Genomic DNA, 15,527 nt, shown 5'->3' with positions numbered 1-15,527 from the left:
TGACACCGTCATCGGCGACCTTCGTGCCGGTGACCCTGCGACAATGGAATCCCCAGGCACTCGACCCGAGGAGCATCCGTGCAGTACATCTCCACCCGCGGCGGCATGCAGCCGCAGCCGTTCAGCGAGACGCTGCTGGAAGGCCTCGCGCCCGACGGCGGTCTCGCGGTGCCCGAGCGGATGCCGCACGTCGACTCCGAGACGCTCGAGAGGTGGCGCGCGCTCACGTACCCGCAGCTCGCCGCCGAGGTCCTCGGCCTGTTCGCCACCGACATCCCGCGTGAAGACCTCGCCCGCATGACGGCGGACGCCTACGCCGCCTTCCCCGACGCGGTCGTGCCGTTGCATTCGATCGGCGACGGCATCACGCTCGTGGGACTCTCGGAGGGGCCGACCCTGGCGTTCAAGGACATGGCGATGCAGTTCCTCGGCCAGGTGCTCGAGTACGTGCTCGAGAAGAACGACGGTGTGCTGAACATCCTCGGTGCGACCTCGGGCGACACCGGGTCCGCCGCCGAGCACGCGCTGCGCGGAAAGGACCGCGTGTCGATCTTCATGCTCTCGCCGCAGGGACGCATGAGCACCTTCCAGCGCGCGCAGATGTATTCGCTCGACGACGCGAACGTGCACAACATCGCGGTCGAGGGCGTGTTCGACGACTGCCAGAACCTGGTCAAGCACCTGGCGGGCGACATCGACTTCAAGAGGGCGCAGCGCCTCGGCGCGGTGAACTCCATCAACCTTGCGCGCATCACGGCGCAGGTCGTCTACTACTTCTGGGCCTGGCTGCGGATCACCGATGCCGTCGAGCCCGAATACCGCACCGGCTTCGAGGTCTCGTTCACCGTGCCGTCCGGGAACTTCGGCAACATCCTCTCCGGCTTCTTCGCCAAGCAGATGGGCGTGCCGATCCGCCGGCTCGTGCTCGCAGCGAACGAGAACAATGTGCTCGACGAGTTCTTCCGCACGGGGATCTACCGGCCGCGCTCGGCCGCCGACACGCACGCGACGTCGAGCCCGTCGATGGACATCTCGAAGGCGTCGAACCTGGAGCGCTTCATCCACACGCTCGTGGACCGCGACCCGGCTCGCGTCGCCGCCGCCTGGGCCGAGCTCGACGAGAACGGCTTCTTCGACTTCTCGGCGGAGCAGCCCCGGTTCGAGAGCGAGTTCGGCATCGTCAGCGGCACGTCGACGCACGCCGACCGCGTCGCCGCCATCCGATCGGTGTACGAGACCTCGGGCGAGGTCATCGACCCGCACACCGCCGACGGCGTGCACGTGGCGCGGTCGTTCGTCGAGCCGGATGTGCCGATGCTCGTGCTCGAGACCGCGAAGCCGCAGAAGTTCGCCGAGACGATCACCGAGGCGATCGGCATCGACCTGGAGTACTCCGACGACCTGCGGCGGATGCTGGATGCTCCGCAGCACGTCGTCGAGATGCCCGACGACGAGGCGGCCCTTCGGGCCTACATCGAGACGCACGCGCAGCACTGAGCGCTGCGCGTCTGCGGCTCGGGCGTCAGGCGACCCGCGCGGGCCTCAGGCGGCCGTCGGCGTGTCGGGCTTCGTCCTGGGGTGCAGCAGACCGGACAGGGCTCCGAGCGCGGCGCCGGCGAGCGTGTCGATGATGCGCTCGAAAGCCACCGACATGTCGCCGATGGTGCCTGTCGCGGCGCCGGTGAGCAGCAGCACCAGCGGGGTGATCAGCGTCAGCGCGAGGGCGTAGTGCCGCACCACGACGAGTTCGATGGAGAACTGCAGCACCCCCAGCAGCAGCGCGAGCCAGAGCCCCGACGGATGCAGCAGCGCCAGCAGCGCGTACACCGCGGCACCCGTGATCGTGCCGAGCAGGCGGTGAAGTGCGCGCTGCAGCGCGACCCGGCGGGCGGCGGCGACGCCGATGACGGCGACGGCGGCGCCGACGATCCAGTAACCACGGCCCGGGTCGAGCAGCAGCCCGAGCAGCATGCCGGCCACGGCGACGATCGCCACGCGCAGCACGAGCATGCGGGCATCCGCGTCCCACGCCGGGCCGGGCAGCAGCGTGCGCAGCGGTCGCGCCTGCACCTGACGCGCGCGACGCAGGGCCATCGGCGCCATCGCGACCAGATACGAGAACACGCAGCCGGCCGCGAGGGCGATGAGGTACACCGCCGGCGGCACCGGCGCCTTCGCCATCACCGTCGCCGAAAGGCCGAACACGAGCACGAAGAACAGCGGCCCTGGCGGGCCGAGCCGGAATCCGAACGACAGCGCCGCGCTCAGCACCGCGACGACGACGATGCCGACGTTCAGCAGCACGGGGCTGTGCGCGACAGCGACACCCAGCGCGGCGCACACGATCAGGCCGGTCGCGACCAGCGGAAGGATGCGCGCTCTCTCGACCACGGGCGACGTCGAGACGAACAGCACGGTGAACGCGCCGGACGCGGCGATGTACCCGAGAATCGGCATCCCGAGCAGTGTCATCGTCCCGATCGGCACCGCGATGCCCAGAGCCGCCTGTACGCCGATCTGCCAGCGCGGCCCGCGCGACGGACCAAAGGAGAACAGGCTCACCCTCCTATTCTCCCCCGCCCCGCGCTTCCCGCGACGCGCCCGCCCGACAGCGGTCAGTCGCCCTTCACGTTGACGAGCTGCCGCAGCGTGTGCCGGATGGTGACGAGATCGGCGGCATCCGCCATCACCGTGTCGATCGGCTTGTAGGCCTGAGGGATCTCGTCAATGAAGGCGTCGGTGTCGCGGAACTCGATGCCGGCCATCGCCTCGCGCAGCTGGTCGTGCGTGAACGTCCGCCGAGCGGCCGAGCGGGAGTACTCCCGTCCCGCGCCGTGTGGCGACGAGTTCAGCGACAGCGCGTTGCCGAGCCCCTCCACCACGTAGGAAGCGGTGCCCATGGAGCCCGGGATCAGACCGGGCCTTCCGACGTCGGCCTGGATGGCGCCCTTCCGCGAGACCCACACCTGCTCGCCGAAATGCGTCTCCGACTCGGTGAAGTTGTGGTGGCAGTTGATCCGCTCCTGCTCGTGCACCGCGGCGCCGAGGAACTCCGAGACCTGGCGCACGACCCGGTCCATCATCTCCTCCCGGTTCAGCAGCGCGAAGTGCTGTGCCCATCGCAGCTCGCGGATGTACCGGGCGAACTCCGGGGTGTCCTCGACGAGGTACGCCAGGTCGGGGTCGGGAAGGTCGAGTCCCTGCTGCTTCGCCAGCCGCTGCGCCACGGCGATGTGGTGCGTGGCGATCCTGTTGCCGACACCTCGAGAACCGGAGTGCAGGAACAGCCAGATCCGATCGAGCTCGTCGAGCGACACCTCGATGAAGTGGTTGCCCGAGCCGAGCGAGCCCAGCTGCAACCGCCAGTTGCGGGCGTACGACGCCGGGTCGAAGCCGTTCGCCTCGGCGAGATCCTCCAGTTCCGCGATCCGCGGCTCCGCCGTGGCCACCACCGTGCGATTCTGGTGGCCGGCCGACAGCGGCACAGCGCGCTCGATCGCTTCACGCAGGCGAGCGAGGTGGCGCCCCTCGACGTCGTGCTTCGTGAACTGCGTGCGGACGGCGATCATGCCGCAGCCGATGTCGACGCCGACGGCGGCGGGGATGATCGCGCCCAGCGTGGGGATGACCGAGCCGACCGTCGCCCCCTTGCCGAGGTGCGCATCCGGCATCAGCGCCAGGTGCGGATGGATGAACGGCATGCGTGCCGTGGTGTGCGCCTGGTCGAGTGTCTTCTCGTCGATCAGCGACGCCCACGACAGCAGCCGTGCGGAGAGCCTCTCCATGATTCCTTTCCTTCTGTGCGGTGTCAGCCACAGGTCACGGATAGGACGCGGTCGGATGCGGGGTCAAGCATCCGGCGTGCGCGTCGTATCGGCGACGCCGTTGAGATGCAGTTGCGCGTCCAGCGCGGAGAGCGCCTCGGAGGCGGGCATCCCCGAGCCGAGCACTTTCAGTCCCAGCCCCTCGGCCATGCCGAGCAGGCCCGCCGCGCGCTCGGCCGCGGTGCCGGCGTCGACGCCGGATGCCTCGACGATCAGTGCGGCCAGCCACGCGCGCAGCTGGGCGTCGCCCGCGGCGAGGGAGCGTGCGGCGTCGTCATGCCCGGCCGCGTAGGCCTGGAACTCCAGGCTGATGCGCCCGTCGCTGAGCTCGGTCGCAGACTGCGGGATGAAGTTCGACAGCACGGCGCGCAGCATGCCGCCCGGTGCGGGCTCGATGCCCAGCGCGTCGATCGCGTCGCGGATGCGTGCCTCGTAGCGGGCGCTCGCCGCCTGCATGGCGAACGTCATCATCTCGTGCTTCGAGGAGAAGTAATGCTGCACCATCCCGGCGGTGACGCCGGCTTCCGTCGCGACATGGCGCAGGCTGACGGCGCCGAGCCCGTCACGGGCGATCACCCGGAAAAGCGCGTCGGCGATGTGTGCGCGCCGCTCTGCGGCATCGACGCGTTTCGGCATGTCGCCATGGTTTCACATTGCACTCGTATTGACAACAGGGGACGAGTGTCGTTACATTGCAAGTGCAATGTAACAATCATGACGGGAGCCGCTCGATGTCACAGATCGTCGCCTCGACCGAGCCCCGGCGCCTCGGGCCGCAGCTCCAGGGCGGGGAACGCATCCGCCACGGCATTCGCCGCGGCTCGGCCATGGAGGTCGCCGGATGGCGCAGCATCGGCAGGGCGCTCACCGGGCGACCGCGCGTTCCGCGCGGTGCATCGGCGTTCAGCTATGACAAGCCGATCCGCACCATCCTCATCGTGTTCCTCGTGCTGTCGACGATCGAGATCCCGCTGATCGATCTGCTGGTGCATCCGATCCCCTGGCTGCGATGGCCGCTGCTCGCTCTCGGTGTGTGGGGCGTGCTCACCATGCTCGGGATGCTGCTCGGCTACCTCACGCGTCCCCACGCGGTCGGCCCCGACGGCATCCGGGTGCGCCACGGCGGCGAGGTCGACATCGACCTGCCGTGGCAGGTGATCGCTTCGGTCGAGCGCCGTCGGCACTCGCTCAGCGGCGCTCCGCCGCTCAGTCTGACCGGCGAAGGCGACGCGCAGACGCTGAACCAGGTGATCCAGGATCACTCCGACATCGAGATCACGCTCGAGCAGCCGACGCTGCTGCGGCTGCCTCAGGGCGACGTCACCGTCAGCGCCGTGCGCATCTCGGCCGACGACCCCGCAGGTTTCCTCGACGCCGTGCGCACTCACATCCCGTGAGCCGCGCGACGCGCGAGCGTCAGCCGGCGTCGCGCGGCGGATTGTGCATGATCTCGAGGCGGATGCCGTTGTCGTCCTCCACGAAGCACGCATAGTAGCGATCGCTGAATCGCGGGTACTCCTTGGGAGCCCGTACCTCACTCCAGCCTGCCGCGACGGCGATGTCGTGGATCCGGTCGACCTCCTCGCGGGAGTCGACGGCGAAGGCGAGATGCTGCCAGCCGACGCGGCCGTGCTCGTGCGGGCCGGTTCCCGTCTCGCGGGCGGAGTAGAGCAGGATCTCGGGCTCATCCGTCCGACACCAGTACGCGTGCTCGGGGGCGTCGTAGGCACGGGTGTAGCCGAGCGCCTCGAAGACGGGATTGAACTGCGCCGACGCGCGCGGCACGTCGTCGACGGTGATGCCGAGGTGATCGAAGGTCGCCATGCACACAGTGTGCCGGATGCGGACGGCATCGGCGTCAGATCGCCACCGCCGACGCGTCAGTTGTCGATCGCGACCAGCCAGGAGATGCCGAAGCGGTCGACGAGCATGCCGAATTCGCCGCCCCACGGTGCCGGTGCGAGCGCGATGGTCACGTTCGCGTCATCGCTGAGCGCGTCCCAGACGGCGTGCAGGCGGTCGCTCTCTGATCCACTGAGCGAGACGGAGACTCCCTGAGGTTGCCGGTACTCCACGCCGCGGGGTGTGTCGGACGCCATCAGCACCATGCCGTCGTCGGTGGTGAGCTGCGCGTGCATGACGAGCTCGCTCTCGGCCGGGTCGTAGCCCATCTCGGGCATGGATCCGAACGTCGTGATGTCGAGTGAGCCGCCCAGCACGCCCCGGTAGAACTCCAGCGCTGTTCGGGCGTTGTCGCGGAACGTCAGATACGGGTTGAGAACGACCATGTGGCTCGCCTTCCGTGGAAGCGCCGGACGCCCCGGCGACGACAAGTCTTCGCCGACGCCGAGGAATCCGCAACGCCTTGTCTTCAGCGATCGTGGAGCGCGCTCCACAGCGCCGCCCACTGCAGCGCATCGAGGTCCCTCGGCAGCGCCGAAGGAGGGATGTCCGCCCGCCGCAGACCGGCCGTGATGCGCTCGGCTCTCGCTCCACGCCGCGCCCGCAGGATCTGCGCGACGCCTCGTCCGCGTCCTGTGAACACGTCGCGCACGAACGCTTCGTAACGGCGGCGCTGCGCCGGCGGCAGCAGGGGGGAGCCCCTTCGCGTGATCGACAGGATGCCGCCGTCCACCGAGGGCATCGGGCGGAACGCATGCGACGGCACGCGGCCGCGCAGCTCGAACTCGAACCACGGCGCGCTCTGCGCGGTCATCATCGTGCCGCCGCCGACCCCGGCCCGCTTGCGAGCCACCTCCCACTGCGTGAGCAGGATCGCGCGATGCCAGGAACCAGAGGTCAGGATGCGACGCAGCAGTGGTGTCGTCAGATGGAACGGGATGTTGCCGACGACGACCGGTGCGTCGAACCGGACGTGCAGGGCGTCGCCGTGCCGCACGTCGACGCCCGGCAGGCGCTGTCGCAGCGCGTGCGCGCGACGTTCATCGATCTCGACCGCGCGGACGCTGCGGCCGAGCCTGGCGAGCTCGACGGTCAGCGCACCGTCGCCGGGGCCGATCTCGAGGATGGGTCCCTCGGTGTCGGCGATGAGATCGCGGATCCGCCGGATCGTCGGTCGGTGGATGAGGAAGTTCTGGCCGAGTTCGTGTCGGCCGCCGTGAACAGAACGGTGTCGCATGGTGTGCTCCAGAAGAGGAAGGAGCACCCGAAGAGGCGCGATCCATCGATCGCTCGCGAGGGATGCGGCAGCTCGCGCTTCCGGGTGCGATGGCATCCGGAGACGGCGCGCGAAGGTCGTGCGTCAGCGCGCCGTCAGGCGCGGCGCAGACGAATCATGAAGGCAGGCGCGCCGATCAGCGCGCACGTCGATGAACCCATGCCGGTCAGTCTAATCACGCGGCGGGTTGTGCATGAACTCCAGGCGGATGCCGCTGTCGTCCTCGACGAAGGACGCGTAGTAGCGGTCGCTGAACCGCGGGTAGAGCTTCGGATCGCGAACGGCCTTCCACCCGGCCTCCATCGCGATCGCGTGCAGCCGGTCGACCTCCTCGCGGGAATCGACCGAGAAGGCCAGGTGCTGCCAGCCGGCGTCGCCGTGCCGGTGCGGGAGGTCATCCGCTTCCGCGCGGCGCTCGAAGATGATCAGCTCGGTCTCGTCGCCGTTGTCCCACGAGATGCCGTGCGGGGCCTCGGTGCCGAGCGTGTACCCCAGAGCCGTCAGCACGGGGTGGAACTGCTGCTTGCCGCGGTCGAGGTCGAGCACCGAGATGCCGAGGTGATCGAGAAGCGCCATGACCCCAGTCTTGCGGATGCGGCGGCGACGTCGCACCGCACGTCGCCCGATCGTCGAGACATCACTTCGAGTATGAGACACGCGCTTTGACGCGATGTCTCATGCTCGAAGTGATGTCTCGCGCAGGAAGTGATGTCTCGAGCGAGTGCGTCGCGTGTCAGTGCGGGGCGTGGTACTCGGCCTCGCCGCGCTTCCAGTAGCCCTTCACGACGGCCTTGGCGACGTCGGTGCCCCAGCGCGCCAGGAGCGCGCGGCCCGGCTTGACGATCGCCTGCTCGGCGGCGATGAAGCAGAACCGGTCGTCGCCGACCGCATCCGCTTCACCGAGACCGTCGAGGAACGAGATCAGCGCCGAACCCGCTGCCGCGTCGCCGCGGTGCAGCCACTCCACCTCGACGGGAGCCTCGATCGCGACCTCATCGGCGGACGAGGCGACCTCGATCACGATCCGGGCGGGTGCGCCGGCGGGGATCTGCGCGGCGAAACGGCGGATCGCCGGGATCGCCGTCTCGTCGCCCGCGAGCAGCCACGATCCTGGCTCGCCGACCAGCACCGCGGAACCACGCGGCCCGCCGACACCCACGAACGACCCGAGCGGAGCGGATGCCGCCCAGGGCGCGGCCACACCTTCATCGCCGTGCACGGCGAACTCTACATCGAGCCAGTCCTCGCCCCAGGCGAGCGGCGTGTACTCGCGACTCGGCGCCGCCCGCAGCTCTTCGACGGACGACGTCAAGCCGGCAGGGAAGAACAGCCGCATGTGGTCGTCGGCCCCGGGGGAGTCGAAGCCCTCGAGCTCCGCTCCGCTCAGGCGGACGCGCACGTAGTTCGGGGCGAGCCACTCGCGGGCGGTGAGCCGCACCGAGCGGAAGCGCAAATCGAGGCCGCGGCGCTCGATCGTGAAGCCGGATTTCCCATCGTTCATAAAGTAAGGCTAACCTAAATTCCATCGAGGCCGGATCGCCCGGCCTCGGCCTCAAGCGCTGCTCGCGCTCCCATCACCGCAGAACAGGAGTCTCTCCATGTCCGTGCCCAGAACTCTCTCCGCCGTCGGCCTCGGCCTCGTCGGCATCCTCACGCTCGCCGGCTGCGGCGGCCAGGCGGCCGCTGAACCCGGGACCGACGCTCCCGCAGCGAAGACGGTGACCGTCGAGGACAACAACGGCACGCACGAGATCTCCACGCCGCCGGCATCCGTCGTCGCCACCGACAACCGCACGTTCCAGACCCTCAGCGACTGGGGCATCGAGCTCACCGCCGCCGCCGTCTCGCTCATGCCCGAGACGGTCGACTACGTGAACGACGAAAGCGTCATCGACCTCGGCACGCACAACGAACCCGACCTGGAATCGGTCGTCGCGGCCGACCCCGACCTGATCATCAACGGCCAGCGGTTCGCGCAGCACCACGACGCCATGGCGCAGCTGGTGCCGGACGCGACCATTCTCGAGCTCGACCCCCGCGAGGGTGAGCCCTTCGACGCCGAATTGAAGCGCCAGGTCACCGTGCTCGGCGAGATCTTCGGCAAGCAGACCGAGGCCAAGAAGCTGGTCGACGACTTCGACGCCGCCGTCGAGCGCGCCACGAAGGCGTACGACGAGGCTGAAAGCGTCATGGCCGTCACCACCTCGGGCGGCGAGATCGGCTACATCGCCCCGACCGTGGGACGCACGCTCGGACCGATCTTCGACATCCTCGGCCTGACGCCGGCACTCGAGGTGCCCGAAGCCACCGACGACCACCAGGGTGACGACATCTCGGTCGAGGCGATCGCCGAGGCGAACCCGAGCTGGATCCTGGTCATGGACCGCGATGCGGTGTTCGCGGACGAGACGCCCGACTACGTGCAGGCCGCGGAAATCCTGGAGGGCTCCGAGGCCCTGGCCTCCGTCACCGCGGTGAAGGATGCGCAGATCGTCTACATGCCCACCGACACGTACCTCAACGAGGGCATCCAGACGTACACGGCGTTCCTCAACGACTTCGCCGACGCTCTCGAGAAGTGACACTTCCGGTCGTCGAGCGGGGGCGGCCTCGCTCGCTCCCGCTCGACGACCGGTGAAGGCCCACATGTCCTCCACTCTCGTTACCGCGCCCCGCCGTGCGACAGCCGGACGGCTCTTCGACGTGAAGCTGCTGATCGGCATCCTCATCGTCGCCGCCCTTCTCGTCGCATCGCTGTTCACCGGCGTGTACGACATCGCCGGTGCCGCCGACGGCGCCGAGATGTTCCAGATCACCCGCATCCCCCGCACCGTCGCCCTCGTGCTGGCCGGTGCCTCGATGGCGATGGCGGGGCTCGTCATGCAACTGCTCACGCAGAACCGCTTCGTCGAGCCGACCACCACCGGCACCACAGAATGGGCTGGGCTCGGCCTGCTCACGGTGATGCTGCTCGTGCCGCAACCCTCCATCCCGCTGCGGATGGCCGGCGCGGTGGTCGCCGCCTTCATCGGCACCATGGTGTTCTTCCTGTTCCTGCGGCGGGTGTCGCTGCGCTCCTCGCTGATCGTGCCGATCGTCGGCATCATGCTCGGAGCCGTGGTCGGTGCGGTCTCCACCTATGTGGCCCTCACCACGAACACGCTGCAGAGCCTGGGCGTGTGGTTCGCCGGCAGTTTCACCTCGGTGCTGCGCGGCCAGTACGAGATGCTGTGGATCGTCGCCGTCGTCGGCGTCATCGTCTTCATCGTCGCCGACCGGCTCACGGTCGCCGGCCTCGGCGAGGAGATCGCCACCAACGTGGGCCTGAACTACAACAGGGTCATCCTGCTCGGCACGGTGCTGATCGCCGTCGTGACGGGCGTCGTCACGGTCGTCGTCGGCAATCTGCCGTTCCTGGGCCTGATCGTGCCGAACATCGTGTCGATGGTGCGCGGCGACGACCTGCGCAGCAACCTGCCCTGGGTGTGCCTGCTCGGCATCGGGATCGTCACGGTCTGCGACCTGATCGGCCGCACCATCATCATGCCGTTCGAGGTGCCGGCGTCGCTCATCCTCGGGGTCGTCGGCGCCGTCGTGTTCGTCGCCCTTCTGCTCAGGCAGCGTCGCCGTGCTTAGGCGCGCCGTCGCACCGGCTGAGGGAGTGCCGGCAGCACGCACGCCCGTCACGGGGGAGCGCCTCTCCGGCGCCTTCGCCAGCGGGCGCTCCCGACGCCGCTACCTGATCGTGCTCGCGGTGCTGATCGTGCTCTCGGCGGGGTTCGCCGTTGGCCTGCTCGCGTGGGACAACCCGATGCCGTTCGGGACCGAAGGATTCTGGCGCATCGTCGATCTGCGATTCACCGGCGTCGGCGTAATGGCGCTCGTCGCCGTCTGCCAGGCCGTGGCGACGGTCAGCTTCCAGACCGTGACCACCAACCGCATCATCACGCCGTCGATCATGGGCTTCGAATCGCTGTACCGGGCCGTGCAGACGACGTCGGTGTACCTGTTCGGGGTGGCCGGGATCGTCGCCCTGCAGGGGCTGTGGGCGTTCGCGCTGCAGATCGCCGTGATGGTCGGCCTCGCCATGCTGCTCTACGGCTGGCTGCTGCGCGGCCGTTACGCGAACCTGCAGATCATGCTGCTCATCGGCATCATCATCGGCGGCGGGCTCGGCGCGATCGCCACGTTCATGCAGCGCCTGCTCACCCCCAGCGAGTTCGACGTGCTCGCCGCCCGGCTGTTCGGCAACATCTCCAACGCCGACCCGTCGTACCTGCCTCTGGCGGTGCCGCTGTGCGTGGCGGCATCCGCTCTGCTGTGGATGCGAGCGCGACGCCTCGACGTCATGGCCCTCGGGGCTGACACCGCGACCTCGCTCGGCGTGAACCACCGCCGCGAGCTGATGATCGTGCTGTTCCTCGTCGCCGTCCTGATGGCGACCTCGACGGCCCTGGTCGGGCCGATGACCTTCCTCGGCTTCCTCGTCGCGACGCTCGCCTATCAGTTCGCCGACTCGCACGATCACCGCCTGGTGTTCCCGGTGGCCGTGCTCACCGCGTTCACGATCATCTCCGGCGCGTACTTCGTGATGCGCAACGTCTTCTACGCGCAGGGCGTCGTGTCGATCATCATCGAACTCGTCGGCGGCGTCGTCTTCCTCATCGTCATCCTCAGAAAGGGCCGGCTGTGATCACCATCGAGCAGGTACGCCGCGAGTACAGCAGCGAGGTCGCGATCGGTCCGGTGGACCTCGTCATTCCCGCGGGCGGCATCACCGCGCTGATCGGCCCGAACGGCGCGGGCAAGTCGACCCTGCTGACGATGGCCGGACGCCTGATGGGGATGGATGCCGGGGCGATCGAGATCGCCGGGTACGACATCGCGAAGACGAAGTCGGCCGACCTGGCGAAGATCGTCTCGATCCTGCGCCAGGAGAACCATTTCGTCACCCGGCTGACCGTGCGGCAGCTGGTCGGGTTCGGCAGGTTCCCGTACACGAAGGGGCGGCTGAACCGGAACGACGAGGAGATCATCAGCCGCGCGATCGACTTCCTCGACCTCGAAGACCTCGAGGGGCGCTACCTCGACGAGCTGTCGGGCGGGCAACGGCAGCGTGCGTACGTCGCGATGGTGCTCGCGCAGGACACCGAGGTGGTGCTGCTCGACGAGCCGCTGAACAACCTCGACATGAAGCACGCCGTGTCGATGATGGCGCAGCTGCGCCGGGCCGCCGACGAGCTCGGTCGCACGATCGTCATCGTGCTGCACGACATCAACTTCGCCGGGCACTACGCCGACCGGATCTGCGCGATGAAGAACGGGCAGGTGGTCGAGTTCGGCACGCCCGAACAGATCATGACCGACGAGGTGCTGACGCGGGTCTTCGAGACGCCGGTGCAGGTGATCGACGGTCCGCACGGGCCCCTCGCCGTGTACTACTGACGGCGGGCCGTCGTTCTCCTGACCGTTGCGTCCGCTTCCCGCGTCACGCTGCTGTCTCGGGCTCCTGCTGCACGGCACGGACCTCGATGCGGCCCTGCAGCGCTGTCGACGCCTTGACCGCCCATTCGATCGCGGCGTCCTCGTCGGCCGCCTCGATCACCCAGAAACCGCCGACGTAGGACTCGGCCTCGACGAACGGCTCGTCGAGCACCTGCGTCGCTCCGGAGCTGACGTCGACCGTCTTCGCGGTCGACGGCGGGTTGAGCCCGGCGGCGAAGACGTACGCGCCGGAGGCCTTCAACGCGGTGTTGAACTCGTCGACGGCCGCCATGACCGCCGCGAGGTCTTCCGGGTCGAATTCCTGCATCGACGCCATCGTCGGCTCCGTGGCCGTGTCGTGAGGCACGGTCAGAAAATACTGCGTCATGATCAATCCTTCTCTCTGCGGGTCGCGGGCTGCGACCCTCGTACTCAAACGTCGAACGGGACGGAGCGAAATCGACACGGCGGCGAAAAAACTGCGCCGCGAGTCAGCGGTTGCGATGGTCCTCAGGGGCGAGGCGCGCACCGCGCCTCGGCTCACGTACGCCCGAGGCGAAGATCAGCCGGATGATGCGCTGACGGTGTCCCGCCCACGGCGCCAGCAGCTCGAGCATGCCGTCGTCGTCGGTGCGGCTGCCGGTGAGCGCGTACCCGACCTCGTGCGCCAGGTGGAAGTCGCCGACGCTCACCGCATCCGGATCACCGAGCGCACGGATGCGGGTCTCCGCCGACGTCCACGGTCCCACGCCGGGCAGGCTCGTGAACACGCGCTCGCGTGCCTCGCCGTCGGATGCCGCGCGGGCGGCGCGCTCGATGCTGGCGCCGCGCATTGCGGCCCGCACGAGGGTCCGCGACTGCGGCGGCTCGACGCTCGCGCGATGCCACACCCATGACGGCACGGTGCGCCAGACCTCGTGCGAGGGGGCGGCGAACATCGGTCGCGGCGTCGGCCCCGGCGCGCGCTCGCCGTACCGGCTGACGATGTGGCGCCAGGCACCGAACGCCTGCATCGAGGTCACCTTCTGTTCGAGGATCGCGCACGCGAGCGCATCGAAGACGCGGTCGGTGCGGGTCAGCCGTATGCCAGGGTTGCGGCGCGACACCTCCGCCAGCTGCGGATGCGACGACACGTCGAAACCCGTGGCGTCGTCGTCGGAGCCGCACAGCCGCGGCACGGTGTCGAGCGCCTCGGATGCTCCCGGGCCCCACGCCGTGGCGTGCACGCCGTCGGCCGCGCCGCGCAGGCACAGCGTCGCGATGCCCGCCGGCGTGCGAAGGGCGACCCAGATGCGCCCGCCGTCGACGACCATGGTCGGATCGGTTCCGCCGCGGCGCAGCATCCCCACCGTGGCCATCAGATCGAGCGGATGCCGCGGCCGGTACACCGACTCACGCGCATGCGGAACGTCGCGCTGCGCAGCATCCGCGATCAAGGTCATGCGAGAACACTACGCGCGCCGGCTGACATCGCTCCGCCCGGTCGCCCGCTCTCCACGCGGATGTCACGCTCTCGACCCCCGAATGTCACACTTTTCGTCGAATGGCACGGATTTCGATGTGACAGTTGCTGAAAAGTGTGCCGGATGCGGGGCGTGAAGCGGCCGGGCGCGAAGCGCGCGGCACCTGCGCGCCCGGCTCAGAAGCGGTCGGGCGAGGGAGTGCCGTGGCCGTAGCGGATCACGACGTCGGCGTGGCGGTCGAACCGGTAGCCGACACCCCGCACCGTGCGGACGATGTCCTCGTGCCGGCCGAGCTTGGCGCGCAGCCGACGCACGTGCACATCGATGGTGCGCTCGCCGGGAACCTCGTCGTCGGTGGCCTGCCACAGTGCCGACACCAGCTCGCTGCGCTCGATGGTGCGGCCTTCGCGCAGCACCAGGTACTGCAGCAGCTCGAACTCCTTGTACGTGAACGCCGCCGACTCGCCGTCGAGCAGCACGCGCTTGCGGGAGATGTCGACGACGACGCCGGACTCCTCGTCCTTCTCCTCTTCGACAGCCGTCTTGGCGCGGGCGATGGCGCCGGGCTCGTGCAGCGCGAGGCGCACGACGTCGAGGTCGCGTCCGCCGGCGGACTGGGGGGCGAGCGCGACGGTGGCGTGCGTCTCGGCGCTCGGGGCCAGTTCGGCGAGCGTGCGGCGCAGCGCGTCGACGAGCAGCGGAAGACTCACGCCGGCTTCGGCGGCCTTGATCTCGTCGATGCCGACGTACAACGCGAAACCGCGCGGCGAGCGGATGGAAGGCAGATCGGCGGCGGCGTCGGCGCGGGAGACGGCGCGCACAGGGGCGGTGGCGGGGCGATCGAGGAGTGCGGTGTTCGACATGATGATGTCCTTGAGGGATGCGAGCCGGCGGGGCTCGGAATGCATTGCACGAAAGACCGGGATGAGCCGGTGGGGGATGAGCACGAAGGGTGGGTGCTCACAGACCCGTCCCCGGAAGATGTGGGGAGATCGGGTCAGGCGGGGTGGTTGCGCCTTAGCAACACATTCGGCAACACATGCCAACGCGGCCGGCCATCATCATGCCGGCAGTCCCGTTCGCCTCCTGGGCGGACATGGGGCGTGCGTTGGTGGTCATGGGGGCGATTATTTCCCATCGTGACCCGCCGTGTCAAAACGTGTCATTCCCGGCCGCGTCACACGACGTAACGTAGAGCGCGTGACATGGCCTGCCGACGATCCCGAGTTCCTGCTGTCAGACGAGAAGGATGCTTCGCGTTACACGCTGACCCGGCACGGCACGCTCGTCAGCGTGCTCGACTATCGCGATGACGGCCGCACGATAGCGATGACCCGTGCGTACACGGTGCCGACGTTCCGTGGGCACGGATACGCCGGTCGGGTCGTGGCGGGCGCGGTGGCCGACATCGAGGCGCGCGGCGACCGGCAGGTGGATGCGGTCTGCTGGTACGTGGCCGAATGGTTCGACGCGCATCCCGAGCACGCGGGTCTGCTGCGCCGGCGCTGATCGCCGTCACCGCATCCTGGCCGGCGCGGCACGCCTCGCCGGCGATGTCCGAGGCCGTCCTTACGGTGT

The 15,527-nt window shown here is 68.9% G+C and carries 18 protein-coding genes; 7 read left to right on the top strand and 11 right to left on the bottom strand.

Features of this window, described 5'->3' with window-relative positions:
* Positions 1-78: 78 nt before the first annotated feature.
* A complete protein-coding gene (gene thrC, locus ACFWH5_RS02880) occupies positions 79-1,497 on the top strand; it encodes a threonine synthase (protein ID WP_378831545.1) in 1,419 nt (472 codons plus the stop codon).
* A gap of 45 nt (positions 1,498-1,542) precedes the next feature.
* Here the strand turns inward: thrC and ACFWH5_RS02875 are convergent, their stop codons facing one another.
* The 3 genes from ACFWH5_RS02875 to ACFWH5_RS02865 form a co-directional block, all read right to left on the bottom strand.
* Positions 1,543-2,562 carry an FUSC family protein gene (locus ACFWH5_RS02875; RefSeq protein WP_378831542.1) on the bottom strand — a complete coding sequence of 340 codons (1,020 nt, stop codon included), beginning with the start codon at positions 2,560-2,562 and terminating at the stop codon, positions 1,543-1,545.
* Positions 2,563-2,615: 53 nt separating this feature from the next.
* On the bottom strand, positions 2,616-3,785 hold the full coding sequence (locus ACFWH5_RS02870) for an RtcB family protein (RefSeq protein ID WP_378831540.1): 1,170 nt from the start codon (positions 3,783-3,785) through the stop codon (positions 2,616-2,618).
* 63 nt (positions 3,786-3,848) lie between these two features.
* Entirely contained in the window at positions 3,849-4,460 is a 612-nt protein-coding gene (locus ACFWH5_RS02865) for a TetR/AcrR family transcriptional regulator (protein ID WP_378831537.1), read from the bottom strand.
* A 95-nt stretch (positions 4,461-4,555) separates the two neighbouring features.
* On the opposite strand from ACFWH5_RS02865, the gene ACFWH5_RS02860 reads away from it, so the two are divergent.
* Complete coding sequence (locus ACFWH5_RS02860; RefSeq protein WP_378831535.1) at positions 4,556-5,221, top strand: hypothetical protein; 666 nt, start codon at positions 4,556-4,558, stop codon at positions 5,219-5,221.
* A gap of 19 nt (positions 5,222-5,240) precedes the next feature.
* Here the strand turns inward: ACFWH5_RS02860 and ACFWH5_RS02855 are convergent, their stop codons facing one another.
* The 5 genes from ACFWH5_RS02855 to ACFWH5_RS02835 all read right to left on the bottom strand — a co-directional run bounded on the left by ACFWH5_RS02855 (position 5,241) and on the right by ACFWH5_RS02835 (position 8,503).
* On the bottom strand, positions 5,241-5,648 hold the full coding sequence (locus ACFWH5_RS02855) for a VOC family protein (RefSeq protein ID WP_378831532.1): 408 nt from the start codon (positions 5,646-5,648) through the stop codon (positions 5,241-5,243).
* Between the two features lie 56 nt (positions 5,649-5,704).
* Positions 5,705-6,112, bottom strand: a complete 408-nt coding sequence (locus ACFWH5_RS02850; RefSeq protein WP_378831530.1) for a VOC family protein — start codon at positions 6,110-6,112, stop codon at positions 5,705-5,707.
* An 83-nt stretch (positions 6,113-6,195) separates the two neighbouring features.
* Positions 6,196-6,963 (bottom strand): 23S ribosomal RNA methyltransferase Erm, encoded by a 768-nt coding sequence (gene erm, locus ACFWH5_RS02845; protein ID WP_378831528.1) that lies wholly within the window; start codon positions 6,961-6,963, stop codon positions 6,196-6,198.
* Between the two features lie 210 nt (positions 6,964-7,173).
* Positions 7,174-7,578, bottom strand: coding sequence for a VOC family protein (locus ACFWH5_RS02840; protein ID WP_378831525.1), 405 nt, complete (start codon positions 7,576-7,578; stop codon positions 7,174-7,176).
* 157 nt (positions 7,579-7,735) lie between these two features.
* Entirely contained in the window at positions 7,736-8,503 is a 768-nt protein-coding gene (locus tag ACFWH5_RS02835; RefSeq protein WP_378831523.1) for a siderophore-interacting protein, read from the bottom strand.
* A gap of 97 nt (positions 8,504-8,600) precedes the next feature.
* Between ACFWH5_RS02835 and ACFWH5_RS02830 the strand changes: the two genes are divergently transcribed.
* The 4 genes from ACFWH5_RS02830 (at position 8,601) to ACFWH5_RS02815 (ending at position 12,447) form a co-directional block, all read left to right on the top strand.
* A complete protein-coding gene (locus ACFWH5_RS02830) occupies positions 8,601-9,584 on the top strand; it encodes a siderophore ABC transporter substrate-binding protein (RefSeq protein ID WP_378831520.1) in 984 nt (327 codons plus the stop codon).
* A 64-nt stretch (positions 9,585-9,648) separates the two neighbouring features.
* Positions 9,649-10,638, top strand: coding sequence for an ABC transporter permease (locus ACFWH5_RS02825; protein ID WP_378831518.1), 990 nt, complete (start codon positions 9,649-9,651; stop codon positions 10,636-10,638).
* A gap of 25 nt (positions 10,639-10,663) precedes the next feature.
* Positions 10,664-11,695: an iron chelate uptake ABC transporter family permease subunit gene (locus tag ACFWH5_RS02820; protein ID WP_378831516.1), complete on the top strand. Its 1,032-nt coding sequence runs from the start codon at positions 10,664-10,666 to the stop codon at positions 11,693-11,695.
* On the top strand, positions 11,692-12,447 hold the full coding sequence (locus ACFWH5_RS02815; RefSeq protein ID WP_378831513.1) for an ABC transporter ATP-binding protein: 756 nt from the start codon (positions 11,692-11,694) through the stop codon (positions 12,445-12,447). Before ACFWH5_RS02820 ends, ACFWH5_RS02815 begins: the two co-directional genes overlap by 4 nt.
* A 43-nt stretch (positions 12,448-12,490) precedes the next feature.
* Here ACFWH5_RS02815 and ACFWH5_RS02810 read toward each other — a convergent pair whose 3' ends face one another.
* The 3 genes from ACFWH5_RS02810 to ACFWH5_RS02800 all read right to left on the bottom strand — a co-directional run bounded on the left by ACFWH5_RS02810 (position 12,491) and on the right by ACFWH5_RS02800 (position 14,812).
* A complete protein-coding gene (locus ACFWH5_RS02810) occupies positions 12,491-12,874 on the bottom strand; it encodes a YciI family protein (protein WP_378831511.1) in 384 nt (127 codons plus the stop codon).
* A gap of 103 nt (positions 12,875-12,977) precedes the next feature.
* Positions 12,978-13,928, bottom strand: a complete 951-nt coding sequence (locus ACFWH5_RS02805) for a DNA-3-methyladenine glycosylase family protein (protein WP_378831508.1) — start codon at positions 13,926-13,928, stop codon at positions 12,978-12,980.
* A gap of 197 nt (positions 13,929-14,125) precedes the next feature.
* A complete protein-coding gene (locus tag ACFWH5_RS02800; protein WP_378831506.1) occupies positions 14,126-14,812 on the bottom strand; it encodes a winged helix-turn-helix domain-containing protein in 687 nt (228 codons plus the stop codon).
* Positions 14,813-15,149: 337 nt separating this feature from the next.
* Here ACFWH5_RS02800 and ACFWH5_RS02795 point away from each other — a divergent pair, with 337 nt between their 5' ends.
* On the top strand, positions 15,150-15,458 hold the full coding sequence (locus ACFWH5_RS02795; RefSeq protein ID WP_378831503.1) for a GNAT family N-acetyltransferase: 309 nt from the start codon (positions 15,150-15,152) through the stop codon (positions 15,456-15,458).
* Positions 15,459-15,527: the final 69 nt, after the last annotated feature.

Source organism: Microbacterium sp. NPDC058345 (assembly GCF_042723855.1).
In the GTDB taxonomy this organism is placed as follows: Bacteria; Actinomycetota; Actinomycetes; order Actinomycetales; family Microbacteriaceae; genus Microbacterium.
Note: the sequence above shows the minus strand (reverse complement) of the source record. Positions and strands in the feature narration are given on the sequence as shown.

Coding starts and splice junctions, on each gene's coding strand:
- ACFWH5_RS02870 (WP_378831540.1), bottom strand. CDS start 3,785: ATGGAGAGGCTCTCCGCACGGCTGCTGTCGTGGGCGTCGCTGATCGAC.
- ACFWH5_RS02825 (WP_378831518.1), top strand. CDS start 9,649: ATGTCCTCCACTCTCGTTACCGCGCCCCGCCGTGCGACAGCCGGACGG.
- erm (WP_378831528.1), bottom strand. CDS start 6,963: ATGCGACACCGTTCTGTTCACGGCGGCCGACACGAACTCGGCCAGAAC.
- ACFWH5_RS02805 (WP_378831508.1), bottom strand. CDS start 13,928: ATGACCTTGATCGCGGATGCTGCGCAGCGCGACGTTCCGCATGCGCGT.
- ACFWH5_RS02835 (WP_378831523.1), bottom strand. CDS start 8,503: ATGAACGATGGGAAATCCGGCTTCACGATCGAGCGCCGCGGCCTCGAT.
- ACFWH5_RS02840 (WP_378831525.1), bottom strand. CDS start 7,578: ATGGCGCTTCTCGATCACCTCGGCATCTCGGTGCTCGACCTCGACCGC.
- ACFWH5_RS02860 (WP_378831535.1), top strand. CDS start 4,556: ATGTCACAGATCGTCGCCTCGACCGAGCCCCGGCGCCTCGGGCCGCAG.
- ACFWH5_RS02850 (WP_378831530.1), bottom strand. CDS start 6,112: ATGGTCGTTCTCAACCCGTATCTGACGTTCCGCGACAACGCCCGAACA.
- ACFWH5_RS02800 (WP_378831506.1), bottom strand. CDS start 14,812: ATGTCGAACACCGCACTCCTCGATCGCCCCGCCACCGCCCCTGTGCGC.
- ACFWH5_RS02855 (WP_378831532.1), bottom strand. CDS start 5,648: ATGGCGACCTTCGATCACCTCGGCATCACCGTCGACGACGTGCCGCGC.
- ACFWH5_RS02865 (WP_378831537.1), bottom strand. CDS start 4,460: ATGCCGAAACGCGTCGATGCCGCAGAGCGGCGCGCACACATCGCCGAC.
- ACFWH5_RS02810 (WP_378831511.1), bottom strand. CDS start 12,874: ATGACGCAGTATTTTCTGACCGTGCCTCACGACACGGCCACGGAGCCG.
- ACFWH5_RS02830 (WP_378831520.1), top strand. CDS start 8,601: ATGTCCGTGCCCAGAACTCTCTCCGCCGTCGGCCTCGGCCTCGTCGGC.